We start from the raw sequence: 24,924 nt of genomic DNA on the forward strand, positions 1-24,924 counted from the left end.
GTATAAAAACCAATAGCTGTCTTTTAACATCCATTCGTATTTCTAATACTTATATGGTATAATATTTTTTGTTTTACAACGAAAAATCACAGACGAAAGACTATTTTACATAGAAAGCACGGTCAAACAAAAGATACGGGATTAAGGGGTATACAAGATGAATGAATGGCTAAAACAAAAAACAAACATTGAGAAAAAAGTCCAGCAAAAACTTTCTTATCCTTATTTGAGAAAGTTTATTGAAAAGCCGGAAATCGACGACACCCGATTGCTTATTTTGATGCTGCCTTTTACGATGGAGCAGTTGTCGGCGGTCGACATGAAAAAATATATTACGACAGCCACATTAATTCAGATTGCCCTTGATACCCATGAAAACGTAACGGCTTTATCGAGAAATATTGCCAAAGATCAGCAGCTGACTGTGTTGGCGGGCGACTATTTTAGTGGATTGTATTATCAGATCCTGGCAGAACTAAAAGATATTCAAATGATCCGCTCTCTTTCAGGTGCCGTCAAAAGCATCAATGAGAATAAGATCGCTCTTTATCAGCAGGAACATGTATCGATCGATTCTGTAATGGAAAGTGTGTTTAAAATTGAAACGGAAATTGTGGAGCGCTTCTTTACAACGTTTCACTTTCAATCTTTCTTCCCGGCGGTTTCCCAGCTGTTATTCGTGAAACGGCTGCTGAAAGAGAAGGAGTACTTTCTTTCGGGGAAAAAAGCGTTAGTGGCAGAAGCAATAAAAAGCTTGCAGTTTCCAAAAGGAAATGGGCAGCTTTCAAATGATGAACAGCATGAAATCATTCAAATTTGCGACCATTATATCGACCATGCCAGGCTAAAAGCGGAAAATGCCCTGGAAGGCCAGCTGTCTGCTCATCATGCATGGCGATTATATAGCTTATTGTACAATGCTATCTTTGGAAACAAAATATATGCGGGAGAAGGTTAAGGAATGCAACAATCGAAAGAAGAAAAAGTCCATCGTGTGTTTGAGAAAATTTCCTCTAATTACGATCAAATGAATTCTTTAATCAGCTTTCAGCAGCATAAGCGATGGAGAAACGACACGATGAAAAAGATGGCAGTCGAAAAAGGCGCGGCTGCTCTTGACGTATGCTGTGGAACAGGAGACTGGACTATTGCTCTTGCTAAAACAGCTGGCCCGGAAGGACGCGTCGTCGGGCTCGATTTCAGTCAAAATATGTTGAATGTTGGCAAGGAGAAAGTAGAAGAAGCCGGCTTAAAAAGAGTGGAAATGATACAAGGCAATGCAATGGAACTGCCGTTTGAGGATAACACGTTTGATTATGTCACCATTGGTTTTGGTCTTCGCAACGTACCAGACTATATGCAAGTATTACAAGAAATGCACCGTGTTCTTAAACCAGGCGGTATGGCCGTCTGCCTTGAAACTTCCCAGCCGACTATGATCGGTTTCCGGCAGCTGTACTTTCTTTACTTTCGCTTTATTATGCCGATGTTCGGAAAGCTTTTTGCTAAAAGCTATAAAGAGTATTCCTGGCTGCAGGAATCTGCCCGTGATTTTCCGGGAATGAAAGAACTAAAAAGAATGTTTGAACAAGCAGGACTCATCAATGTCAGCTGCATGCCTCACACAGGCGGCGTGGCGGCAACCCATATTGGTTTTAAACAAAAGTAAATAAGCTGGGTGGAAAAAATGAAGTTAACTATGCTGTATTCGTTTTTAAAAGCGGACATTGATTTAATTGAAAAAGAACTAGAACTGGCGATTTCCTCTACTTCTCCTTCATTGCGTGATGCATCGCTTCATTTGCTGCAAGCAGGCGGAAAGCGGATTCGGCCGGTTTTTGTTTTACTTGCCGCCAAATTTGGCGATTATAAAATTGACCGGGTAAAAAATGTAGCTGTTGCACTTGAGTTAATTCATATGGCTTCTTTAGTTCATGATGACGTCATTGATAATGCGGACATCCGGCGCGGCAAGCCGACCGTAAAAGCCGAATGGGATAATCGGGTCGCAATGTATACGGGCGACTATATTTTTGCCAGAGCACTTGAGTATATGGCCGACATTGAAAATGTCGAAGCTCATCGGATTTTGTCAAATGCTATGGTTGAATTGTGCGTAGGGGAAATTAACCAAATTAAAGATAAGTACCGCTTCGATCAAAATTTGAGGGACTATTTGCGAAGAATTAAGCGGAAAACGGCTATTTTAATCGCCACAAGCTGTCAAATCGGGGCGATTTCCTCTAATGTTCCAAAGCAGGTGCATGAAAAGCTTTATCAATTCGGTTACAACGTCGGGATGGCGTTTCAAATTACAGATGACATTCTTGATTTTACCGCTACGGAAGCAGAACTTGGCAAGCCGGCTGGGAGCGATCTCTGGCAAGGGAACGTGACGCTTCCTGCTCTTTATGCGCTTGAAGATGACCGAATGCGGGAAAAAATAATTCGAGTAAATAAGCATACGCCCAAATCTGAAATGGATGAAATCATCACCCATATGAAACAAAGTGATGTCATTGATCGGTCACATGCATTGAGTCAGCGGTACTTAAGCCGGGCACTGCACATATTAGATGAACTGCCAGCTAACCGAACAAAGAAAACGCTTCGGGATATTGCCAAATTCATCGGCAAGCGAAAATATTAGTTTTTTTAGTGAAAACGTTGTCAAGACGTGGAATCAATGGTACTATTTTGAGGGATTGTTATAAAAAATGATACATACTATAGGAGTGAATACGATGGAAAAAACATATTTAATGGTGAAACCTGATGGCGTACAAAGAGGCTTAATCGGTGAGATTACCGCTCGCTTTGAAAAGAAAGGCTTTCAATTAGTCGGTGCAAAGCTAATGAGCGTTTCTAAAGAAACAGCTGAACAGCATTACGCAGAACATAAAGAACGCCCATTCTTCGGTGAATTGGTTGATTTTATCACTTCAAGCCCTGTTTTCGCTATGGTTTGGGAAGGGGAAAATGTAATTGCTACTGCCCGCCAAATGATGGGTGCAACAAACCCTAAAGATGCAGCACCTGGAACGATCCGCGGCGACTACGGTATCACTGTCGGCAAAAACATTATCCACGGATCGGATTCTCCTGAAAGCGCAGAAAGAGAAATCGCGATTTTCTTTAAAGAGGAAGAATTAACTACTTACAACAAAGAAGTAAATGAATGGATTTACTAAGAAAGTGAAGGCCGCTGTCCCTGGACAGCGGTTTTTTTATTGCTTAGGAAACGATAAAATAATAATGGGGCTGATCTGTGTCTAGCTCTGCCTCCATGGCAGTCGGCGCCGCTTTTCACAGGCGCTTGCGCTTTTGTTACGTCTAGCTCCAGCGCCTAGCCCCTCGAGGTCAAATAACCTTTCACCAAGGAAGTCAAAAGGCGGACTTCATTGGTGAAAGAACATTTGCATGTCGGGGCTGATCAAGGCGTTTGCGCTTTTGTTCTTTGTTTGTCAAAAAATGCTCTTCCTTTCATGCCGGCCTTCGTTATAATAAGGACTATAGAACGATGTGGGATTACCCGGGAATTAGATGGAGAAAGGGACGGACAAATGAGCGATTACGAAAACTTTATTGTTAATATAAAAAGAAAAACGGGCATTGACCTCAGCAAATATAAAGAAGCACAAATGAAAAGACGGTTAACTTCACTGTATGAAAAAAAAGGATGCCATTCTTTTAAAGATTTTTTTGATTTAATAAACAAAGATGCAAACCTTCTTAATGAGTTTTTAGACAGAATGACGATCAATGTGTCGGAGTTTTATCGAAATGCAAAGAGGTGGGACGTGCTGGAGAAGAAAATCTTTCCTCGCTTGCTTACAGAAAATAAAAAACTAAACATCTGGAGTGCAGCTTGTTCAACAGGTGAAGAGCCGTACACAACAGCGATGGTTCTCTCCAACTATGTGCCTTTGTCGCAAATTTCGATTACCGCAACAGATCTTGACGAAAGTGCTATCCAAAAAGCGAAAAGAGGAGTATACGCAGAACGCTCTTTAGCAGAAGTGCCCGCGCGTGAAAAACAGAAGTTTTTTACGAACCAAGGAGCTTTTTACAAAGTCAACGAAGAAATAAAGCGGACAGTCACTTTTAAAAAACAGGATTTATTGGCAGATCGGTTTGCTTCCAATATGGACTTAATTATTTGCCGCAATGTGATGATTTACTTTACGGAAGAAGCAAAAGATCTTTTATATAAAAAATTCAGTGCGGCGCTGAAGAAGGATGGAGTTCTGTTCGTCGGCAGCACGGAACAAATTTTCAACCCTAGTGGATATGGGTTTGAAGCGGAAGATACATTTTTCTACCGTAAAATCAAATGAAACTGAAGACTGCGTGAAAGGCCTTTCATAAAAAGGTCTTTTTCTTTATAGAAATTAATATTTTGAAAAATATAAAGAATTATGACAAATATGGCGCTAATTATGGTAAAATTCTCGAAAACATACATAAGCTTTGTGGCGGAATAAAAAAAATATGTTATAGTAGTACATAACCGCTTTAACGAGTTGAAGGGAGAAAGTGTTATGAGATATTTAACAGCAGGAGAATCACATGGTCCGCAATTAACAACAATTATTGAAGGGTTGCCGGCCGGTATGCCGCTTACGGCTGAAGATGTTAATAAAGAGCTGAGCCGCCGACAAAAAGGGCATGGCAGAGGGCGCAGAATGCAAATTGAAAAAGACCAGGCGCAAATCAAAAGTGGCATTCGGCACGGTTATACGCTCGGATCACCTGTCGCTCTTGTCGTTGAAAATGACGATTGGAAACACTGGACAAAAATAATGGGCAGTGAGCCGTTCGATGAAACAGAAGGGGAAGAAGTGAAACGGCAAATTACTCGTCCGCGCCCGGGTCATGCTGACTTGAATGGCGGCTTGAAATACGGGCACCGTGATATGAGAAATGTGCTCGAGCGCTCCTCCGCCCGCGAAACAACAGTGCGGGTTGCGGCAGGTGCTGTTGCGAAACAACTGTTAAAGCTTTTAGGCATCGAAATTGCTTCTCACGTCGTTGAAATTGGCGGCATTAAAGCAGAGCAGGCGGAGTTTGAAAGTCTGGCACAGTTGCAGGAACTAAGTGAAAATTCGCCGGTACGCTGTCTCGATTCAAAAGCAGAGAAAAAGATGATGCAGGCGATCGATGATGCTAAAGCAAATGGCGATTCAATCGGCGGCATTGTCGAAGTCATTGCTGAAGGAATGCCAGCCGGAGTAGGAAGTTACGTTCATTGGGACAGAAAGCTGGATGCAAAAGTGGCAGCTGCAGTCATGAGCATCAACGCATTTAAAGGGGTAGAAATTGGCATCGGCTTTGAAGCCGCTGAAAGATTCGGCAGTGAAGTGCACGATGAAATTGCCTGGAATGAATCAAAAGGGTATTACCGGAAAACAAATCGTCTCGGCGGTTTTGAAGGCGGCATGACAACTGGAATGCCGATCGTCGTCCGCGGAGTGATGAAGCCGATTCCGACTCTTTATAAACCGCTTGAAAGTGTTGATATTGATACGAAAGAACCATTTACTGCAAGTATTGAACGCTCTGACAGCTGCGCTGTTCCGGCAGCGGCTGTTGTCGCAGAAGCAGTTGTTGCTTGGGAGCTCGCTTCGGCTATTATGGACCAGTTTTACAGTGACCGGATGGATGCCTTGTCCGCTTCGGTAGAAGAATTCCGACGCTATGCGAAGGAGTTTTGATGATGAGGGAGCTATTGATCGAAACACCTGATCAATCATATCCTGTCTTTGTCGGAGAAGGCGCATTAAATAAACTGGACGAACTGTTTGCTGGTCCTTTAAAGAAAACGACGAGGCTGTTAATCATTGCGGATGAACTCGTTGCATCACTCCATGCAGAAACGTTGAAAAGAGCTCTTCCGCCTCATCTGCCAACAGATTGGCTGACAGTTCCGAAGGGGGAAACAGCTAAAACTTTTGCTTCTTTTGAACGCTGCCTGACTTTTGCGCTTGAAAAAGGATTGGATCGCAAATCTTGTATACTTGCCTTTGGCGGCGGCGCTGCCGGAGATTTGGCTGGATATGTGGCATCCAGCTATATGAGAGGAATCTCATTTATTCAAATTCCAACGACCATTTTAGCGCATGACAGTGCGGTAGGAGGAAAAGTAGCTATCAACCACCCGCTCGGAAAAAATATGATTGGCCATTTTCATCAGCCGGAAGCGGTGCTTTTTGACACGCGTTTTCTTCACACGCTGCCAGAGCGGGAGATCCGTTCAGGCTTTGCGGAAATCATTAAGCATGCTTTGATTGCTGATCCTGACTTTTTAAAAGAGCTTATGGAAAATATAACGAACTTTCAACATATATCTGCTGATTTTCTCGCCTATTGCCTTGAAAAAGGGATTCAAATTAAAGGGAAAATCGTTAAGGAAGACGTAAAAGAGCACGGAGTCAGAGCTTATTTGAATTTCGGCCACACATACGGCCATGCTCTCGAAGCAAAGCTCGGCTATGGAAAGGTTACCCACGGGGAAGCGGTGGCAGCAGGCATGGTCTATGCTTTGCGCGCCAGTGAAAGAAAAGAAGGATTGACATTTGAATTAAAACGGTTTATGAATTGGCTGGCTAAACTTGGATATCCGCTCGATTTGAATAACGGGCTGTCATTTGATGAATTATACACATTAATGGAGAGAGATAAAAAAACGATCGGTGAAAGCATTCGGTTTGTTTTATTACAAGAAGTAGGCCGGCCAGTGATCGCAGAAATGAGCCGGCAGGAACTGCAAGAAGTTGATCAGTTCATGAGAGAGGAGGCTGCGGTATGATTAGGGGAATCAGGGGGGCAATCACTGTTACAGAAAATACGGAAAAAGAAATGATTGACTCGACCGATAGACTTATTAGAGAAATGGTGCAGCAAAATGACATACAGCCTGAAGATGTTTGTTCCGTTTTTATTTCGGTAACCGATGATATTAACGCAGCTTTTCCTGCGAAAGCATTGAGACGGCTGGAGGGCTGGGAATATGTTCCGGTAATGTGCATGAATGAAATCTCGGTTCCAGGAAGCTTGCGCCAGTGCATTAGAGTCATGATGCATGTGAACACAAAGGTGTCACAGCAGGAAATTCACCACATTTATTTAGAGGAAGCAGTAAGGCTGCGGCCTGATTTACAAAAGCAAAGCAATTCAACCAGCTGAACAAGCGAAAAAAATGGAGGGATCGTGATGAAGATGAAATGGAAAAAACAAATAACCAATTTAAAAGCCTATCAGCCGGGGCGTTCAATTGAAGATGTGAGAAAAGAATACGGTCTGGAAAAAATCGTTAAACTCGCTTCAAATGAAAATCCTTTCGGTTCATCCAACAGAGCAAAAGAATGGATTCAGTCTTATGGATCCTCATATGCTATTTATCCGGACGGTTACATAACCGATCTTCGCTCTGCCCTCAGTGAATCGCTTAATGTAGAAGAAAAACAGCTCATTTTTGGCAACGGGTCTGATGAATTGATTTTAATTATTTCCAGAGCCATGCTTGAGCCGGGAAAAAATACAGTTATGGCTACACCTACTTTTCCGCAATATCGCCACAATGCGACGGTAGAAGGAGCGGAAATTCGCGAAGTGCCGCTCGTCGACGGCGCCCATGATTTGAATGCGATGCTTGCTGTTATAGATGAGCAGACAGCGGTTGTCTGGCTGTGCAGCCCAAACAATCCAACCGGCATTCATATATCCAATAACGACCTCGTTCAATTTTTAAATAAAGTGCCGGAAGATGTACTCGTTGTTTTGGATGAAGCTTACTATGAATATGTCACAGCGGATGATTATTATAATGCCGTTGAGATTGTCGAAAAGTATCCAAACGTGCTCGTCTTAAGAACGTTCTCTAAAATTTACGGCCTTGCCAGTTTCCGGGTCGGCTATGGTTTCGGGGCTGAAGAAGTGGTTCGTGCCCTAGAGCCGGTCCGTGAACCGTTTAATATTAATACGCTTGGTAAAGGAGCCGCTATTGCCGCACTTTCTGACCAGGCGTTTGTTGAAAAATGCCGAATTGAAAATAAAAAAGGGCTGGAGCAGTTTTATCAATTTTGCCAAAATGAAAATATATTCTATTATCCATCAGAAGGAAATTTCATTTTAATTGATTTCAAATGCAACAGCGATGAATTAACTCAATATTTAATGGAAAAAGGTTATATCGTCCGTTCAGGAAATGCCCTTGGCTTCCCGGGTGCTGTCCGGGTGACCGTTGGTTCGCAAGAGCAAAATGAAGGAGTTATTCAGGCTATGAAAAGCTTCGTAGCTGAAAAAGCCATTAGACAGTAGGTGCTTGTTTAATTATGAGAGGAATAGTATTTATTGCCGGGCTGGGCTTAATCGGCGGGTCATTGGCGAAAACGATAAAAAAAGCCCATCCGCAGGCGGAAGTTATTGGATATGACATTCGCGCAGATGAAGTTGGTTTGGCAGAAGCGCTGAATGTCATAGATAGAAAAGCGGAATCGTTTCAAGAAGGGGCCGAGCAGGCTGACCTCATTATTTTAGCTGCGCCTGTTCTGCAGACGGAAGCAATGATCAAACGGCTGGCAGGGTTTGAGTTGAAAAAAGAGGTCATTATTACAGACACCGGCAGCACGAAAAAGAGAATTATGGACTGTGCAGCTATCTTGGAAAGCCGACAGGCTGCTTTTATTGGGGGCCACCCGATGGCCGGCTCGCATAAAAGCGGGGTGGCAGCTGCGAAAGAACTTTTGTTCGAAAATGCTTTTTATTTATTGACGCCAGGTGAACATGCGAATGAAAAGCAAGTGGCTATCCTGAAAAAGTGGCTGCAAGGAACGAAAGCAAAAATCATTGAGCTATCCGCTGACGACCACGACCACTTGACAGGCGTCGTCAGCCATTTTCCCCATGTCATTGCGGCCTCTCTCGTACATCAAGCCCGCCGGCACAATCACAGCAATTCGCTGATTTCCCGTCTGGCTGCAGGAGGGTTTAGGGATGTGACGAGAATTGCTTCGTCAAACCCGGAAATGTGGAAAGATATTTCGTTACATAATAGAGAAATGCTGCTGGCTCTGTTAAGCGAGTGGAAAGTAGAAATGGAAAGAGTGATAGATATTTTAAAGGAAGGAAGCGCCCCTCTTTTATTTGATTATTTTAATGAAGCGAAAAGATTCAGAGATGAGCTTCCTGTCAAAGCGATGGGGGCGATTCCTTCATTCTATGATTTATATGTAGATGTACCAGATTATCCTGGTGTGATTTCTGAAGTGACGGCTTATTTAGCGGAAGAGAGAATCAGCATTACGAACATTAGGATTATGGAAACTCGGGAAGATGTGTACGGGGTGCTTGTCATTAGTTTTCAAAATGAAAAAGACCGTATGCGGGCACAGAAGTGCATTGAAAAACATACAAATTATGACTTATTTTTAGCCTGAAGGGTGATTCTATGAAGGAAATTGAATTGAATCTGACTAAGTCCTCACTTAATGGACATCTAGAAGTGCCGGGAGACAAATCTATTTCCCACCGCTCGATTATGTTTGGTGCGCTGGCAGACGGCAAAACAACTGTCCGTCATTTTTTAAAAGGGGAAGACTGCCTGCGGACCATTGACTGTTTCCGTAAGCTCGGCGTAAAAATCGAAGAAACAGATGATGAAATTATTGTTCATGGAAATGGCTGGGAGGGTTTGAAAGAGCCTGCCGATATATTGGATGCCGGCAACTCCGGCACGACGACACGGCTTTTGCTCGGTATTTTAGCCGGTCGCTCCTTTCATTCTGTATTGATTGGTGATGAATCCATTGCCAAGCGGCCTATGGATCGTGTCGTGATCCCGTTGGCCGAAATGGGGGCTCGCATTAATGGACGAAGCGGAGGCCGTTTTACTCCGCTTGCGATTGACGGTACACAGCTAAAGGCGATGCGTTATGAACTGCCTGTGGCAAGCGCTCAAGTAAAATCGGCTATTCTCTTTGCCGGTTTGCAGGCTGAAGGAGAAACAGTCATTATTGAACCGCAGCCTACGCGTGACCATACTGAAAAAATGATCAAGCAGTTCGGAGGGGAAATCACCCGCCGCGGCAATGATATTATCGTTAAAGGCGGTCAATCGTTTAAAGGAACGGATGTGTATGTTCCCGGAGATATATCTTCAGCGGCCTTTTTCCTGGCCGCCGGAGCAATAGCTACAGACAGTGAAGTGATACTTGAAAATGTCGGCTTGAACCCGACAAGAACCGGTATCATTGACGTCCTTACCCAAATGGGAGCAAATATCGAAGTTCAGGCGGAGGACGCTGCTGGTGAAGAGATCGGTAAGATCACGATTCGCAGCTCAGAACTGAAAGGGATTGAAATTGGCGGGGAGTTAATTCCAAGGCTTATTGATGAAATCCCGGTGATTGCTTTACTCGCTACTCAAGCTGAAGGAAAAACGGTTATTAAAGATGCAGAAGAATTAAAAGTAAAAGAAACGAACCGCATCGATACGGTTGTAGATGAATTAAAAAAACTCGGTGCGGAAATTGAAGCAACGGAAGATGGTATGATCGTCTACGGCAAAAGCCGGTTGTCCGGCGGCCGTGTTTCGTCGCACGGCGATCACCGAATTGGGATGATGCTTGCTGTTGCTTCCATCGTAGCGGAAGGCACGATTCAATTAGAAAATCCGGAAGTGATTGCGATTTCTTACCCGGAATTTTTTGAAGATATGAACCGACTCACTCAAAAATAAAGGGAGGGGGGGCTGATTTTTATCAGCTCCTTTTTCGTTTGGTCAAGGCGCCTGTGCTTTTCTTTTGTCCAGCTCCAGCGCCTAGCCCCTCGAGGTCAAATAACCTTTCACCAATGAAGTCAAAAGGTGGACTTCTTTATAGAAAAGCGAAGCCGACTGCTCTGGGGCGACAAGCATATGACAGTCTGACGAAATGGCGTTTTTCAGCCATGCAGTCAGATTGGCATATGACCTCGAGCCCCAAGGAGGCGCAGCTAGACATTGGTGAAAGAACATTTTTGCCTAAGGCTGATCAAGGCGCTTGCGCTTTTCTAATTGTCTAGCTCTGAGCACCATCGACTCGAGGTCATAAGCCAATCCGTCCAGAAGGTTAAAGAACAACCTTCCAGCGGGCTCGTCTTATGCTTGAGGCCCGCAGGAAGCGGGTCATGCAGACGTTGCCACAGGAAGTGGCGAATTTAGTCTGCGTTCCTTAATAGGCAGGTGCTCTTCGCTTTTCTTAAAGTGAAGAAGGAAAATGGGCTTTGTTGGAGAATGTATGTAATATAGATAAATAAAAAAATTGCTGACATGTTTTTCTTTCACTATGATAACATTATTAATACACTGTTTTTTAGAAAGGGTTCGAAGAAAATGTCTTATGCACAGCAAATGCTCGAAAGTTTACAAAAAGGAGACGACAAAAAAGCGTTTTCCTTATTTAAAAAAGTTCAGTCATTTTCAACAGATGAAGAAAGATTTTCTCTCGCTGAACAGCTGTACAATTTAGGTTTTCTGGAAGAGGCGCGAACGCTTTATGAAAGACTGCTCGCTGCTTATCCGGAAGAAGGAGAGCTGTGCGTTCTTCTTGCTGAAGTGCTCGTGGATATGGATAAAGAAGAAGAGGCGATGCTTCTCCTTGAACAGTTTGATCAAACAGATGAATATTATCCAAGAGCGCTGCTGCTCCTTGCCGATTTATATCAAATGCAAGGGTTATACGAAGTGAGCGAGCAAAAGTTGCAAGCCGCCAATCGTTTGCTCCCGGAAGAACCGGTGATTCAATTTGCCCTCGCAGAGTTGTACTTAGAACAAGGGAAGTTTTTGGAGGCTGTTCGATATTATAAAGGGCTGCTTGCAGACGGAAACGAAGAAATTGCCGGTATTTCCACTCATCAGCGCCTAGCAGAAGCATTAAGCGCGGGCGGTGCTTTTGAAGAAAGTCTTGGCCATTACGAAAGGGCGCTTGAAAACAATTTGGAGATTAACACGCTGTTTGGCTATGCCTTTACTGCTTTTCAGGCAGGATTTTATCAAACGGCTATCGGCAAGTTTAATGAGCTGAAAGCACTTGATCCAGACTATCATTCTATTTATCTTTACTTGGCGAAAGCGTATGAGCGGGAAGAAGAGCTGGAAAAAGGAGTGGAGGCGGCTAAAGAAGGCATCCGGCACGATGAGTTTCAAAAAGAGCTGTATTTCATTGCCGGCAAACTAAGCTTGAAGCTAGGTAAAGAAGGAGAAGCGGAAGAATTTCTGCGGTCCGCACTCGCTTTGGACCCGGAATTCTCAGAAGCTGGACTGACACTCAATAAGCTTCTCTTTCATCAAGAGCGTTATGAGGATGTGCTTGAAATTACGGCGCTGCTGAAAAAAGATGGAGAGGCGGATCCGCAGTTTATATGGGATGAAGCAAAAGCCTGCAGTGAATTAGAAGAATACAAACAGGCATTAAATGCTTATGAGGAAGCATATAATTTTTTAAAAGAAAATGTACACTTTTTAGAAGAATACGGATTTTTTCTAATGGAAGAAGGGAAGCGCAAGAAAGCGCTGCAAGTATTCCAACATCTATTAAAGAATGATCCGGCAAATGAAGAGTGGCTGCTGCTGATTGAGCGGCTGCAAGATTAAAGAAACAATTATTCTTTACAGAGGAGGGATTTACAAATGACTGCCCCTGTATCTGTTCACGAGAAAAAAGATTTTGTCCGCTGGTTTTTAAATCACTATCAATTAAAGAGAAGAGAATCTGTTTGGATTTTAAATTATTTAATGAGTCACGACCAGCTTATGGAAAAAGTTCACTTTGTAGAAGACGCGCAGTATTGTCCGCGCGGGATGGTTATGTCTACTCACTGTGTTGACAGTGCTCCGTTTCGCTTTTTTAAAGAAAATATTATGACGACCGATGCTGAAAAATCATTCCATGATATCAGGCTGAACAAAGATGAGGACATTTATATTGAATTAAAATTTAGATCGTCTAACGTTTCCCATCAATACGCAGCCGTTATGGAAGAAAATCCGTTCATGCCGCGCAATTTAAAGATCACTGAAAAAGATAAAGTGATCGCGGAGAATTTTCTTAAAGAAGGGATTTACCGTTTTCAAAAAGAGCGTCTGTTGAAAGGGATAGATGAAGCGCTTGACAGAGGGGATAAAGAAGCTTTCCTTCAATTGACCGCTCAATTAAAAGAGTTGAAGTAGCCTTTTGCCTGACGGCAAAAGGCTTTATTTAGGTGGTTCACTGCAGACTGACATGATATGATGATAGACAAGAGGTGAAAAGAATGAACTGGAATGGTAAAGACATAGAAAGTTTTCAGCAGCAAAAAGAATATATTGATACACTTCTCATGCCGCTCGCACCGGTTTCTTTTGAAAACGATATGAAAGAGGTGGCTTCCCAGTATGAATTCATTCAACTTTTGACGATGCTGCTTGAGAAGCAGTTTAAAGGAAGAATGCTGCTCGTTCCCCCATTTTCTTACATAAGGAAGCAAACAGAAGAAGAGAAACTGACAGCGTTAAACCGCTGGGCTGATGAGGTGGACAAGGCCGGATTTAAGCATAAGTTTTTCTTTACTTCAGACAGCAGCTGGAAGCTTGCTGAAGAAAAGATTAATGGTTCATTGATCTGGGTGCCTTCTGTGCCGCTTGAGCACATGGAGGATTCGTACAAATATTCTTTAATAGAAGAACAAGCGAAGCAATTTGTCAATATTATTGTCCATAAATGGCAGCAAAATTTGTCGTAATTCAGAAATTCGTCACATAGTTTGACACAATTTCATTGGTTGTGATATTGACCTGCTACCGAGTTTGGATTATCATAATTATGTCCTAGTTTATGTTTGTGCGCTTATATAACGTCCAGTGCGGACACAGCTTACAATAGAGGGGGGAAAAGAATGAGTAAACAACCTGTATCAAGACGTCAATTTCTTAACTATACACTAACAGGCGTTGGCGGCTTTATGGCAGCTGGTATGCTGATGCCGATGGTTCGCTTTGCACTTGATCCAGTGCTCGTGCAAGGTGCAGAAGGTGAATACCATACAACGAAGCAGAAAGTGGATGAATTGACGACCACACCAACTCGTGTAGACTTCTCTTACGAACAAAAAGATGCATGGTACACATCCGATGTTACAAACACTGCCTGGGTTTACAAAGATGAAAAAGGCGAAGTAGTCGCCCTTTCACCTGTATGTAAACATTTAGGCTGTACGGTTAACTGGGAAGGGAATGACCACAAAAACCAGTTCTTCTGTCCGTGTCACAACGGATTATATGAGAAGAGCGGCAAGAACATCCCGGGAACACCGCCGACAAGACCGCTTGATAAGTACCCGACAAATGTAAAAGATGGTTTCCTGCAGCTAGGTAAACCAGAACCACAAACGATTGCATAAAGGAGGCGTAATACATGCTAAACAAGATTTATGATTGGGTTGATGAACGTTTAGATATTACGCCTTTATGGCGAGATATCGCTGATCACGAAGTGCCCGAACACGTAAACCCGGCCCATCACTTTTCGGCGTTCGTTTACTGTTTTGGCGGTTTAACATTTTTTGTAACAGTCATCCAGATTTTATCAGGAATGTTCTTGACGATGTACTACGTGCCTGATATTAAAAATGCCTGGGAATCTGTTTACTATCTTCAAAATGAAGTAGCTTTTGGAATGATTGTGCGTGGTATGCATCACTGGGGTGCGAGTTTAGTTATCGTTATGATATTCTTACATACTTTGCGCGTGTTCTTCCAGGGGGCCTACAAAAAGCCTCGTGAATTAAACTGGGTTGTCGGCGTGTTGATTTTCTTCGTCATGCTCGGCCTTGGCTTTACAGGCTATTTATTGCCTTGGGATATGAAAGCGTTATTCGCAACGAAAGTAGGAATTGAAATTGCGGCTTCTACTCCATTTATCGGTGAACAGGTGAAGATTTTACTTGCCGGTCACTCTGATATCGTCGGAGCTCAGACGCTTACTCGTTTCTTTGCGATTCACGTGTTCTTCCTGCCAGCTGCATTGCTCGGCTTAATGGGAGCTCACTTTATTATGATTCGTAAACAAGGTATTTCCGGACCATTGTAAAAATTAATATTTAATTGAATGAGTGCAGATCTTTTTAAAAGGAGGGGAACGCTATGCATCGTGGAAAAGGGATGAAGTTCGTTGGTGATTCGCGTGTCCCGGCAGAACGCATGCCGAATATTCCGAAAGATTACTCGGAATATCCCGGTAAAACGGAAGCTTTTTGGCCGAACTTTTTATTAAAAGAGTGGTTGGTCGGTGCCGTTTTCTTAATTGGTTACTTATGTTTAACGGTGGCGCATCCATCTCCGCTTGAGCGTGTCGCGGATCCGACGGATACTGGTTATATTCCACTTCCAGACTGGTACTTCTTATTTCTTTACCAGTTATTGAAATACACATATGCTTCAGGACCTTACAACGTCATTGGAGCCTTTATTATTCCAGGCTTGGCTTTCGGAGGGCTGCTGCTGGCTCCATTTATTGACCGCGGACCAGAACGCAGACCGATGAAGCGTCCATTTGCGACAGGGTTTATGCTTCTTGCATTAGCGGCAACTGTTTTCCTTACATGGGAATCAGTCGTAAACCATGACTGGGAAGCAGCGAAAGCACAAGGTAAGATCGTCGCAGAAGCGGAAATCGATCAAACGACAGAAGAATATAAGATTTATCAGGAGAACGGCTGTATTAACTGTCACGGGGATACTCTTGCAGGCGGTGCAGCAGGTCCGACATTAGTCGGCACTGGATTAAAACCTGATGAAATTAAAAAAATTGCTAAAGAAGGAAGAGGCGCCATGCCTCCTGACCAATTTAAAGGCAGCGATGAAGAGCTGGACAAACTGGCTGAATATCTTTCTACTTTAGAAGCGAAATAAGTTGAAAAGATGCCCTATCTTGAATAGGGCATCTTTTTTTATATATAATGAATTTATTCATGTCAAACTTGGAAAAATCTGCTGAACAGACAGGATGGTGCTGCTTTGCAATATGTGTATTGGTTTCTAACGAATAGAAAGTTTTTATTATTATTATTTTTAATTAATTTGCTCGGTACGATTTATGGATACATTTGGTATGTCCCGCAATTGGCTAGAACAGAGTGGTTTTTTTTGCCGTTCGTACCGGACAGTCCGACTGCAAGTTTGTTTTTCACAATTGTCTTGCTCGGCTTTTTATGGAAGAAGTCATGGGGGCTGTTTCAAGCACTCGCCATCATCACGTTATTTAAATATGGCATTTGGGCTGTTGTCATGAACCTATTAACATTAAAAGTAACCGGCTATTTGTCTTGGGAAGGATACATGCTGATGGCTTCTCATTTAGGCATGGCGATTCAAGGGCTGCTCTACGCTCCCCTTTACCGGATGAAAGCATGGCATTTCGCGGCAGCCGCTTTATGGGCGCTGCATAATGAAATAATCGATTACGTGTTCATGCAATATCCGGTTTATTCCCAATTAAATTTGTATATTAGAGAAATAGGCTATTTTACATTTTGGCTGAGTGTGCTGGCGATTTTCCTTACCTGGTATTTGGCGGTTAGGGAAAAACGTATAAAATGGCCGCTGTGATGCAATATCTGTTAAGAGTTGTCTTAAGCGGATTCATAAGTTTCTCTTCTCGTTTCCTTTACTCATGCATATATTAACAGCAGGAGCGGAGGAGGGAGAGAAATGAAAAAAATAAAGTATTTGCTTCTTGTCTGTTGCTTACTTATTATTCCCATTCACAGCCAGGCAGAGGATTCTAATGCCCGCCTTCTTAAATTAGATCAAACAGCCGGTCAGGCTCTGGAGTTTACGAAAGCCGGCCGCTACGAGGAAGCAGAAGCACAGCTGAAGGCTGTCGAGAATGAACTTATACAATTGCAGTCTGAAAGCATTGGGCTTTCAGTGGAAGGTTGGACCGTCTTGTCAGTTTCTGTTGGCCAGGCTCTTCAAGTTATTCAATCACCTGAAGGAAAAGAGAAGGAAGCGCTCGAGACAGTTACTTCTTTCCGTTTGGCAGCTGACGCAGTTGTCTCCCGCCATCAGCCATTATGGGTTGAAATGGAACAGCCTGTCATGTATTCGCTGCAATCTTTAAAAGAATCATCTGCCGCGGCTGATTCTTCTGGCTTTCACGCATCTCTCAATGCATTTCTGGCTAACTACTATATGATCCAGCCAAGTTTAAGAGTGGATATTTCCAAAAAACGTCTTCAGTCACTCGATAACCAGGTTCGTTATATGGACCATAACCGAGAAAAGGTTTTTGCCGGCGCGTCTGCTGAAGGGAAAATTAGTCAGCTGGAAAAAGAAGTGGAGACGGTATTTAATGAAATGTCCAAAAAAGATCCATCCCAGCCCTCTCTTGGATGGATCATCAGCATCACTGGAGGCATCATTATTACTACTCTTTCTTATGTTGGCTGGAGAAAATACAAAGGACAAAAAGAAGAAGCAAAGAAAAAGCAGAATCATTGATATAAAATACGGGAAAGGGTAGAATGAAGGAGTAGTAAATAAAAATTCAAATGGGGGTAACACCAAACTATGGGCTTTCTTATTTACTTTCTAATCCTTATTCTCGTTCCTTTATGGGCGCAGATGAAAGTAAAAAGCACGTACAAAAAATATTCAAAAGTACCTGTTTCCACTGGAATTACCGGGGCAGAATCTGCGCGGCGCATTTTAGATGACAACGGCCTTCAACACGTCAAAGTTGTAGAAACGCAAGGTTTTTTAAGCGATCATTATAACCCGCTGACAAAAACAGTTCATCTTTCGCCAAACAATTATCATGGCCATTCCATTGCCGGAGCTGCCGTAGCAGCCCATGAAGTTGGCCACGCGATTCAAGATAAAGAAAGCTATGCGTTTCTGCGTTTCCGCCATGCACTTGTGCCTGTGGCAAATATCGGATCGAACTTATCGTGGATTTTTATCATGATTGGATTATTTACTTCAATGACAGGCATGTTTATGCTTGGCATCATTTTAATGGCTGCAGCGGTCTTATTCCAGGTGATTACGCTGCCTGTTGAGTTCAATGCTTCTTCACGCGCTATGGATCAAATCGTTTCATCAGGTATTATCCGTAATGACGAAGAGCGGGAAGCCCGTAAAGTACTGAATGCCGCGGCTATGACGTATGTTGCTGCAGCTGCTGTTGCATTACTTGAACTGCTGCGTCTTGTTTTTATGTTCACAGGAATGCAAAGCGACGACTAATGTTAATATGAAAGCAGGAAGCCTTGGGCTTCCTGCTTTTTCATATTTCTAACGGACGCTTGTTTTCATCTAATGTAAAGCCTTCGCCAAACACATCGTGAACGACAGTGACTGAAACGAACGCATGCGGATCAACCGAAGTGATCAGGTTTTTCAGCCGGACGATTTCGTTTTTGCCGACGACGCAATATAACACTTCCCGATTTTCTTTTGTAAAAGAGCCGTGTCCTTTTAATACAGTGACACCTCTGTCCATTTGCTTATTGATTTTCTCGGCAATTTCCACGTGGTGATTGGAGATGATCATGGCTCCTCTTGCTGCATATGCGCCTTCCTGCATAAAATCGATCACGCGGGCACCGACAAAGACGGCGACGAGTGTATACATCGCTTCGCGGTAATCGATGTACGTTAACAGCGAAGCAGTAATGACGACAGCGTCGAATAGAAACATTGTTTTTCCCATGCTGACATGGCGGTATTTATGAACGAGGCGGGCAATAATATCCACTCCGCCAGTCGTTCCACCGTAACGGAATGTAATGCCAAGGCCAATACCGATAAAGACGCCGGCAAACAGTGCGGCCAGAAATAAATCATCGTGAAGCGGAATGTGCAGCTGGTACCGCTGGAAAATCCACAAAAACACGGATACACTCACTGTTCCTAAGATTGTATAAAAGAAAGAGGTTTTCCCAAGCAGCTTCCAGCCAATAAAAAATAACGGAATGTTCAGAACTAAGTTGGAGTAGGAAGGATCAATGGCAAAAAGATTGTATAATAACAATGTAATGCCGGTAAAGCCGCCTTCAGCGAGGTTGTTTTCCATATTAAAATGAACAAGACCAAAGCCATAAATAGCACTGCCGAGCAAAATGAAAAAAATATTTTTTACTTTCATGCCAAACATATGTTAACCACCTTTATGTTAAATGTTGAGTCATTTACCGATACCTGTCATTATATATAACTAGACGGTATCCGACAATAAGAAACATGAACGTAAGAAATGGATAAATTCATTGTCAGACAGGCAAGAATTAGCTAACATAAAATTAACAAGGAAGAAAGCAGGGAAGACAATGGATAAAACAATGAAAGTGATGCAAAAAGAAGTCGACGATTATATCGGCCAATTTAAAGAAGGCTATTTCAGCCCGCTCGCAATGATGGCCCGGCTGACAGAAGAATTGGGGGAACTGGCCCGGGAAGTGAATCATTATTACGGGGAAAAACCAAAAAAAGAAACAGAAGAAGCAAAAACAATCGAGGAAGAGCTTGGCGATTTGCAATTCGTTGTCATGTGTCTCGCTAATTCGCTCAATATAGATCTGCAAGCGGCTCATGAAAGAGTTATGGAAAAGTTTAACACGAGAGATAAAGATCGCTGGACGAGAAAAGAGGAGGAGTAAGTAATGGATAAAATTAAAGTAATCATCGCAGGACCTCGGGGAAGAATGGGGAAAGAAGCTGTTTACATGGTACAGGAAGCAGCTAATTTAGAGCTTGCTGCGGTGCTGGACTATAAATATAACGGGCAAAAGCTTAGTGAGTTGGACGGGTTTTCTGGAATTGACGTACCGATATTTACGAATATTAATGACTGCTTTAGTGAAATAAATGCCGATGTGCTTATTGATTTAACTACGCCGGAAACAGGGTACATACATACGAAGACTGCGCTAGAACATAACATTCGTCCAGTCGTCGGCACGACCGGATTTACAGACGAACAATTGATGGAACTAAAAGAGCTGGCTGAAGAAAAAGGTCTCGGCTGCATCATTGCTCCTAACTTTGCCATCGGTGCCGTGCTAATGATGAAGTTTTCCGAAATGGCCGCAAAATATTTTCAAGACGTGGAAATTATCGAGCTTCATCACGATAAGAAGTTAGATGCACCATCGGGCACAGCGATCAAAACGGCACAAATGATTTCAGAAGTGAGATCAGCAAAACAGCAAGGGCACCCTCAAGAAAAAGAAACAATGACAGGCGCGCGCGGAGCTGAAATGGAAGGGATGCACATCCATAGCGTCCGTTTGCCAGGATTAATTGCCCACCAGCAAGTGATGTTTGGTGCAGACGGCCAAACGTTGACGATTCGTCACGACTCTTATAATCGGGCATCTTTCATGTCTGGTGTGAAAGTGTGTGTAGAAACAGTTATGAAAGTAGAAACGTTGATTTACGGCATGGAAAATATATTGGACTAATGAGGAGGCACCTATGAAAGTAGCTTTAATTGCCCACGATAAGAAAAAAGATGATTTAATCCAATTCGTTTTAGAGCACCGAGACGGGTTTGCAAAACACGAGCTGTTCGCCACCGGAACAACCGGCCGGCGAATTATGGAAGCATCGGGGTTATCTATTCACTGTTTTCAGTCAGGCCCGCTCGGCGGAGATCAGGAAATCGGAGCGAGCATTGCCCGAGAAGAAATGGATGCGGTCTTTTTCTTTAGAGATCCGCTCACAGCTCAGCCGCATGAACCGGACGTATCGGCACTCGTTCGTCTTTGTGATGTTTACACTGTTCCGCTTGCTACTAATGTTGGCACTGCAACCGTTTTGATAGAAGGACTGAAGCGGGGCGACTTTGAAAAATTGCAGGGGAAGAGACCAACGTATGAAAACAAATGATGTAGACATCCTTGCTTTCGGAGCTCATGCTGATGATATTGAAATTGGGATGGGCGGCACTGCGGCTAAATATGCAGCGGCAGGCAAAACGGTCGTTTTTTGTGATTTAACGAAAGCGGAGTTATCCTCTAATGGCACGGTCGCTGACAGAGCTGAAGAGGCGAAACGGGCGGCCGCTCTTTTAGGCGTGCAAAAACGTTTGACTCTCGACTTGCCTGACCGGGGGCTCTTTCTAACAGAAGAAGCGATCAGGGCAGCAGCGGAAATCATTCGGCGCTTTAAGCCGAAAGCTATTTTTGCTCCATATGAGAAAGACCGCCATCCGGATCACGGTGCTTGTTCACGCATTGTCCAAGAAGCTTTTTTTTCTGCGGGCATCCGAAAATATGAAACAGCCGGCCAATGGGACGCCCATAAAGCAAACCGCCTTTATTTTTACATGATTAACGGCTTTCACCACCCTGATTTTTGTGTGGATACAGGTGAATTTATGGAGACGAAAAAAAAGAGCCTGCAAGCTTACCGGAGCCAGTTTGTCATAAGTGAAGGTTCGGTGGCGACTCCTTTAACGAGCGGATACATTGAAGCGGTGGAGGCGAGAGACCGCCTGATGGGAAAAGAGACCGGCAAGACTTTTGCCGAAGGTTTTCTTACTTCATCGCCTTTATTAATAGAACAAGATTTGATTGGGGATTAATATGAAATTAAAAATCGGCATTACGTGCTACCCTACTGTCGGTGGATCGGGCGTAGTGGCGGCTGAACTCGGAAAGCTGCTGGCAGAAAAAGGGCATGACATTCATTTTATCACTTCCGACCGGCCGTTTAGGCTGAACCGGATGTATCACAATATTTATTTTCATCAAGTCGATGTGAATCAATATTCCGTCTTTCAACATCCGCCTTATGAAATTGCCCTTGCTAATAAAATAGCCGAAATTATTAATAGAGAGCAGCTGGACATTTTGCACGTGCATTATGCGATTCCGCATGCGGTCTGCGCCATACTCGGCAAACAAATTGCCCGGTCCAATGTGAAAATTGTCACGACCCTGCATGGAACTGATATAACTGTGCTTGGGCATGACCCTTCCTTGTCCGCGGCCATCCGATTTGGTATTGAAGAATCGGATGCCGTAACGGCCGTTTCAAACGCACTGATTGACCAGACGATAGACGTCATTCATCCTGAGAAACGCATTGAGCCCATTTATAATTTTATTGATGAACGGATCTACCGGCAAATGCTGCCGGACGATCGTCTGCGCAGAGAATACGGCATTGCCCCGGAAGAAAAAGTAATTATGCACGTATCCAATTTTCGCAGCGTGAAAAGAGTGCCAGATGTCGTCCACGTATTCAAGCGTTTGCGTGAAAAGATGCCGGCAAAATTATTGCTTGTCGGCGATGGACCGGAAATAACGACTGTGTGCAAACTTGTGGCTGAGCTAAAGCTTGAGAATTGCGTATTGTTTCTCGGCAAGCAGGATAATTTGGAGGAACTGTATTCGATCAGCGATCTTGTGCTGCTGCTGTCAGAAAAGGAAAGCTTTGGACTTGTACTCCTAGAAGCAATGGCTTGTGGTGTTCCTTGTATTGGCACGAACGTCGGCGGAATTCCTGAAGTGATTGAAGACGGGGTAAACGGATTTATTTCTAAAGTGGGAGATATTGAATCCATGACGAAACAAGCGCTTCGTTTGCTGACAGATCACTCTTTTTATCAAAAAATTAGCGGCCAGGCGGTGAAGACGGTGCAAACACGCTTTCATTCAGAAAGCATCGTTCATCAATACGAACGGCTGTATATGAGCTTGCTTCCGGGCCAATCGGGTGAGAGAGATGAGTAATCGGCTGATGTTCGAACAAGCGTCTCCCTTACTAACCCGTCTTGAAAAAGCAGGATATGACGCTTATTATGTGGGCGGAGCGGTGCGGGATTTTTTGCTGGACCGGCCGATTGGTGATGTGGACATTGCTACTTCTGCTTTGCCGGAAGAGGTGAAACAAGTTTTTTCGAAAACGGTCGATGTAGGAATTGAACACGGAACAGTGCTTGTCATTTGGCAAGGAAGCGGCTATGAAATAACGACTTTTCGGACAGAGTCGGATTACAAGGATTTCCGGCGGCCGGAAAAGGTGTCTTTCGTCCGTTCGCTTGAAGAAGATTTAAAAAGACGGGACTTCACAATCAACGCGATGGCCATGGACCGGCACGGAAAGATCATTGATCCTTTCAATGGAAAATCAGCTCTGAAAATGAAGCAAATTAAAACGGTCGGCCCCGCCGAAGAAAGGTTTTCGGAAGATGCCCTGCGAATGATGAGGGCGGCCCGATTTGCGAGTCAGCTCGGTTTTCATTTACATCATGAAACAAAAGAATCGTTAAGCCGCTGTTCCCATTTATTAGAACATATTGCCGTTGAGCGAAAATTAACTGAAATGGACAAACTCCTTGCCGGAAAAGAAACAGCAGCTGGTATCCGCGTGCTTCTCGAAGGAAAATTAACTGCTTTTTTGCCGGGTTTAGCCGGGAAAGACAGTCAATTGGAAAATTTGCTTTCTTACGATCTCATGCCGTTAACCGTCAGGCAAAAATGGCTTTTCTTACTCGTTCTCTTCGTACCGGATAATGTGCATGACTGGCTGAAAGCTTGGCGGATGCCAGCGCGAAGAATAAAATATTTAACCGGGACGTACGAGTGGTTTCTAAGAAGTCCAAAAGAAACATGGTCTGATTTTTCATTATATGAGACAGGATTGGAACGGGCGGCGGATATAGAAGAAGTAAGTGCGCTTATTGCCGGGCGGCCTTCTCATGCGGAAGCGCTCCACCGCCGGCACGAGGAGTTGCCAATAAAAGACCGGAAAGAACTTGCAGTCACCGGCAAGGAATTGAAAGAATGGAAAAATGAACAGGGCGGCCCATGGATGAAAAGCTTTCTTGAAATGATTGAACGGGCTGTTGTGGAAAAGAAAGTGGAAAACAGCAAAGAAAAAATAAAGGAGTGGCTGAAAGCGTGCAATCTTCTGTAAGGCAACAATTATTAGCGGCGTTTTCCAAAGCGGATGGAGAGTTTGTATCCGGCCAAGCGCTTGCAGAAATACTTGGCTGTTCGCGGACAGCCATTTGGAAACACATTGAAGCATTAAGGCAAGAAGGCTTCGAGCTTGAAGCTGTTCGGAAAAAAGGATATCGCATTTTAACGAAACCGGATAAAGTGACAGAAAATGAGATTTTAATCGGGCTGCAAACAAATTGGCTCGGCAAGGAAATTGTTTCGCTTGAAACAACAGAATCGACACAAAAAGAAGCGCATCGGCTGGCGCAGGAGCCATTTAAAGAAGGAACAGTCGTCATTGCTGAAGAACAGACAGCGGGGCGCGGCCGGATGACGAGAGCATGGCATTCACCGAAATATACCGGCGTTTGGATGAGTGTGATTTTAAAGCCGTCGCTTCCTCCTTATAAAGCACCGCAGTTTACGCTGATTACAGCCGTTGCCATTGTCGAAGCCATCATCGACGTAACCGGCCTGCGGCCTGAAATAAAGTGGCCGAACGACATTTTACTGAACGGCAAAAAAATTACCGGTATATTAACGGAGCTGCAGGCAGATGCCGATCAAATCCACTCCATCATTATCGGAATTGGCATTAACGTTAACCAAAAAGAATTTCCAGACGAACTAAAAGACATTGCGACCTCACTCGCCATTGAAAAAGGAGAGCCGGTTTCCCGTTCACAGCTCGTCCAGGAAATTTTGAAAAACATCGAAACGTATTATCATGTATATATGAAAGAAGGGTTTGCTGACATAAAAAAGCGCTGGGAAAAATACGCGCTTTCCATCGGCAAAAAAATTACAGCCCGCACGGTGACCGGCGTGATTCGCGGCAAAGCACTCGGCATTACGGAAGAAGGCGTATTAAAACTGCTTGATGAAGAAGGCACCATTCACGATATATACTCAGCCGATATTGAAATCGATCAAAAAGGCTGATAACTGAACAAGCTG

The 24,924-nt window shown here is 43.6% G+C and carries 28 protein-coding genes; 27 read left to right on the forward strand and 1 reads right to left on the reverse strand.

The window, feature by feature from the left end:
- Positions 1-157 precede the first annotated feature (157 nt).
- The 20 genes from F9802_RS01810 (at position 158) to F9802_RS01905 (ending at position 18,262) form a co-directional block, all read left to right on the forward strand.
- Complete coding sequence (locus tag F9802_RS01810) at positions 158-958, forward strand: heptaprenyl diphosphate synthase component 1 (RefSeq protein ID WP_152149433.1); 801 nt, start codon at positions 158-160, stop codon at positions 956-958.
- Positions 959-961: 3 nt separating this feature from the next.
- Positions 962-1,669, forward strand: coding sequence for a demethylmenaquinone methyltransferase (locus F9802_RS01815; RefSeq protein ID WP_152149434.1), 708 nt, complete (start codon positions 962-964; stop codon positions 1,667-1,669).
- An 18-nt stretch (positions 1,670-1,687) separates the two neighbouring features.
- Positions 1,688-2,650: a heptaprenyl diphosphate synthase component II gene (hepT, locus tag F9802_RS01820; protein ID WP_152149435.1), complete on the forward strand. Its 963-nt coding sequence runs from the start codon at positions 1,688-1,690 to the stop codon at positions 2,648-2,650.
- Positions 2,651-2,744: 94 nt separating this feature from the next.
- On the forward strand, positions 2,745-3,191 hold the full coding sequence (ndk, locus tag F9802_RS01825; protein ID WP_152149436.1) for a nucleoside-diphosphate kinase: 447 nt from the start codon (positions 2,745-2,747) through the stop codon (positions 3,189-3,191).
- 372 nt (positions 3,192-3,563) lie between these two features.
- A complete protein-coding gene (locus F9802_RS01830; protein ID WP_152149756.1) occupies positions 3,564-4,337 on the forward strand; it encodes a CheR family methyltransferase in 774 nt (257 codons plus the stop codon).
- 204 nt (positions 4,338-4,541) lie between these two features.
- A complete protein-coding gene (gene aroC, locus F9802_RS01835; RefSeq protein WP_152149437.1) occupies positions 4,542-5,714 on the forward strand; it encodes a chorismate synthase in 1,173 nt (390 codons plus the stop codon).
- Positions 5,715-5,716: 2 nt separating this feature from the next.
- Positions 5,717-6,808 carry a 3-dehydroquinate synthase gene (gene aroB / locus F9802_RS01840; RefSeq protein WP_152149757.1) on the forward strand — a complete coding sequence of 364 codons (1,092 nt, stop codon included), beginning with the start codon at positions 5,717-5,719 and terminating at the stop codon, positions 6,806-6,808.
- Positions 6,805-7,185: a chorismate mutase gene (gene aroH / locus F9802_RS01845; protein ID WP_152149438.1), complete on the forward strand. Its 381-nt coding sequence runs from the start codon at positions 6,805-6,807 to the stop codon at positions 7,183-7,185. The genes aroB and aroH overlap by 4 nt, the downstream gene beginning before the upstream one ends.
- Before the next feature lie 33 nt (positions 7,186-7,218).
- Positions 7,219-8,319: a histidinol-phosphate transaminase gene (gene hisC / locus F9802_RS01850; RefSeq protein WP_152149758.1), complete on the forward strand. Its 1,101-nt coding sequence runs from the start codon at positions 7,219-7,221 to the stop codon at positions 8,317-8,319.
- A gap of 14 nt (positions 8,320-8,333) precedes the next feature.
- A complete protein-coding gene (locus F9802_RS01855) occupies positions 8,334-9,437 on the forward strand; it encodes a prephenate dehydrogenase (RefSeq protein ID WP_152149439.1) in 1,104 nt (367 codons plus the stop codon).
- 11 nt (positions 9,438-9,448) lie between these two features.
- On the forward strand, positions 9,449-10,738 hold the full coding sequence (gene aroA, locus F9802_RS01860; RefSeq protein ID WP_152149440.1) for a 3-phosphoshikimate 1-carboxyvinyltransferase: 1,290 nt from the start codon (positions 9,449-9,451) through the stop codon (positions 10,736-10,738).
- Positions 10,739-11,371: 633 nt separating this feature from the next.
- Positions 11,372-12,631: a tetratricopeptide repeat protein gene (locus F9802_RS01865; protein ID WP_152149441.1), complete on the forward strand. Its 1,260-nt coding sequence runs from the start codon at positions 11,372-11,374 to the stop codon at positions 12,629-12,631.
- Between the two features lie 36 nt (positions 12,632-12,667).
- On the forward strand, positions 12,668-13,207 hold the full coding sequence (locus F9802_RS01870) for a ReoY family proteolytic degradation factor (protein ID WP_152149442.1): 540 nt from the start codon (positions 12,668-12,670) through the stop codon (positions 13,205-13,207).
- A gap of 83 nt (positions 13,208-13,290) precedes the next feature.
- On the forward strand, positions 13,291-13,758 hold the full coding sequence (locus F9802_RS01875) for a YpiF family protein (protein ID WP_152149443.1): 468 nt from the start codon (positions 13,291-13,293) through the stop codon (positions 13,756-13,758).
- Between the two features lie 153 nt (positions 13,759-13,911).
- The gene (locus F9802_RS01880; protein WP_152149444.1) at positions 13,912-14,415 is read left to right on the forward strand and encodes a QcrA and Rieske domain-containing protein; all 504 of its coding nucleotides are present in this window, start codon (positions 13,912-13,914) and stop codon (positions 14,413-14,415) included.
- A gap of 14 nt (positions 14,416-14,429) precedes the next feature.
- Positions 14,430-15,104: a menaquinol-cytochrome c reductase cytochrome b subunit gene (qcrB, locus tag F9802_RS01885; RefSeq protein ID WP_152149445.1), complete on the forward strand. Its 675-nt coding sequence runs from the start codon at positions 14,430-14,432 to the stop codon at positions 15,102-15,104.
- A 53-nt stretch (positions 15,105-15,157) separates the two neighbouring features.
- Positions 15,158-15,925 (forward strand): menaquinol-cytochrome c reductase cytochrome b/c subunit, encoded by a 768-nt coding sequence (locus tag F9802_RS01890; protein ID WP_152149446.1) that lies wholly within the window; start codon positions 15,158-15,160, stop codon positions 15,923-15,925.
- A gap of 105 nt (positions 15,926-16,030) precedes the next feature.
- Positions 16,031-16,621, forward strand: a complete 591-nt coding sequence (locus F9802_RS01895) for a DUF1405 domain-containing protein (RefSeq protein WP_152149447.1) — start codon at positions 16,031-16,033, stop codon at positions 16,619-16,621.
- Between the two features lie 102 nt (positions 16,622-16,723).
- Positions 16,724-17,515 carry a sporulation protein YpjB gene (locus tag F9802_RS01900; RefSeq protein WP_152149448.1) on the forward strand — a complete coding sequence of 264 codons (792 nt, stop codon included), beginning with the start codon at positions 16,724-16,726 and terminating at the stop codon, positions 17,513-17,515.
- 69 nt (positions 17,516-17,584) lie between these two features.
- The gene (locus F9802_RS01905) at positions 17,585-18,262 is read left to right on the forward strand and encodes a zinc metallopeptidase (RefSeq protein ID WP_152149449.1); all 678 of its coding nucleotides are present in this window, start codon (positions 17,585-17,587) and stop codon (positions 18,260-18,262) included.
- A 40-nt stretch (positions 18,263-18,302) separates the two neighbouring features.
- Here F9802_RS01905 and F9802_RS01910 read toward each other — a convergent pair whose 3' ends face one another.
- Entirely contained in the window at positions 18,303-19,172 is an 870-nt protein-coding gene (locus F9802_RS01910; protein ID WP_152149450.1) for a YitT family protein, read from the reverse strand.
- 172 nt (positions 19,173-19,344) lie between these two features.
- Here F9802_RS01910 and F9802_RS01915 point away from each other — a divergent pair, with 172 nt between their 5' ends.
- The 7 genes from F9802_RS01915 to F9802_RS01945 are packed head-to-tail and all read left to right on the forward strand — an operon-like array spanning position 19,345 to position 24,909.
- Positions 19,345-19,674 (forward strand): nucleotide pyrophosphohydrolase, encoded by a 330-nt coding sequence (locus tag F9802_RS01915; RefSeq protein ID WP_152149451.1) that lies wholly within the window; start codon positions 19,345-19,347, stop codon positions 19,672-19,674.
- 3 nt (positions 19,675-19,677) lie between these two features.
- Positions 19,678-20,478: a 4-hydroxy-tetrahydrodipicolinate reductase gene (gene dapB, locus F9802_RS01920; RefSeq protein WP_152149452.1), complete on the forward strand. Its 801-nt coding sequence runs from the start codon at positions 19,678-19,680 to the stop codon at positions 20,476-20,478.
- 13 nt (positions 20,479-20,491) lie between these two features.
- Entirely contained in the window at positions 20,492-20,905 is a 414-nt protein-coding gene (locus F9802_RS01925) for a methylglyoxal synthase (RefSeq protein WP_152149453.1), read from the forward strand.
- Entirely contained in the window at positions 20,892-21,602 is a 711-nt protein-coding gene (gene bshB1, locus F9802_RS01930; RefSeq protein ID WP_152149454.1) for a bacillithiol biosynthesis deacetylase BshB1, read from the forward strand. The genes F9802_RS01925 and bshB1 overlap by 14 nt, the downstream gene beginning before the upstream one ends.
- Position 21,603: 1 nt before the next feature.
- The gene (gene bshA, locus F9802_RS01935; RefSeq protein ID WP_191991728.1) at positions 21,604-22,755 is read left to right on the forward strand and encodes an N-acetyl-alpha-D-glucosaminyl L-malate synthase BshA; all 1,152 of its coding nucleotides are present in this window, start codon (positions 21,604-21,606) and stop codon (positions 22,753-22,755) included.
- Complete coding sequence (locus F9802_RS01940) at positions 22,748-23,941, forward strand: CCA tRNA nucleotidyltransferase (protein WP_152149455.1); 1,194 nt, start codon at positions 22,748-22,750, stop codon at positions 23,939-23,941. Before bshA ends, F9802_RS01940 begins: the two co-directional genes overlap by 8 nt.
- Positions 23,926-24,909: a biotin--[acetyl-CoA-carboxylase] ligase gene (locus F9802_RS01945; RefSeq protein WP_191991729.1), complete on the forward strand. Its 984-nt coding sequence runs from the start codon at positions 23,926-23,928 to the stop codon at positions 24,907-24,909. Before F9802_RS01940 ends, F9802_RS01945 begins: the two co-directional genes overlap by 16 nt.
- Positions 24,910-24,924: the final 15 nt, after the last annotated feature.

Origin of the sequence: Bacillus aerolatus (assembly GCF_009183655.1) — a bacterium.
In the GTDB taxonomy this organism is placed as follows: Bacteria; Bacillota; Bacilli; order Bacillales; family Domibacillaceae; genus Pseudobacillus; species Pseudobacillus aerolatus.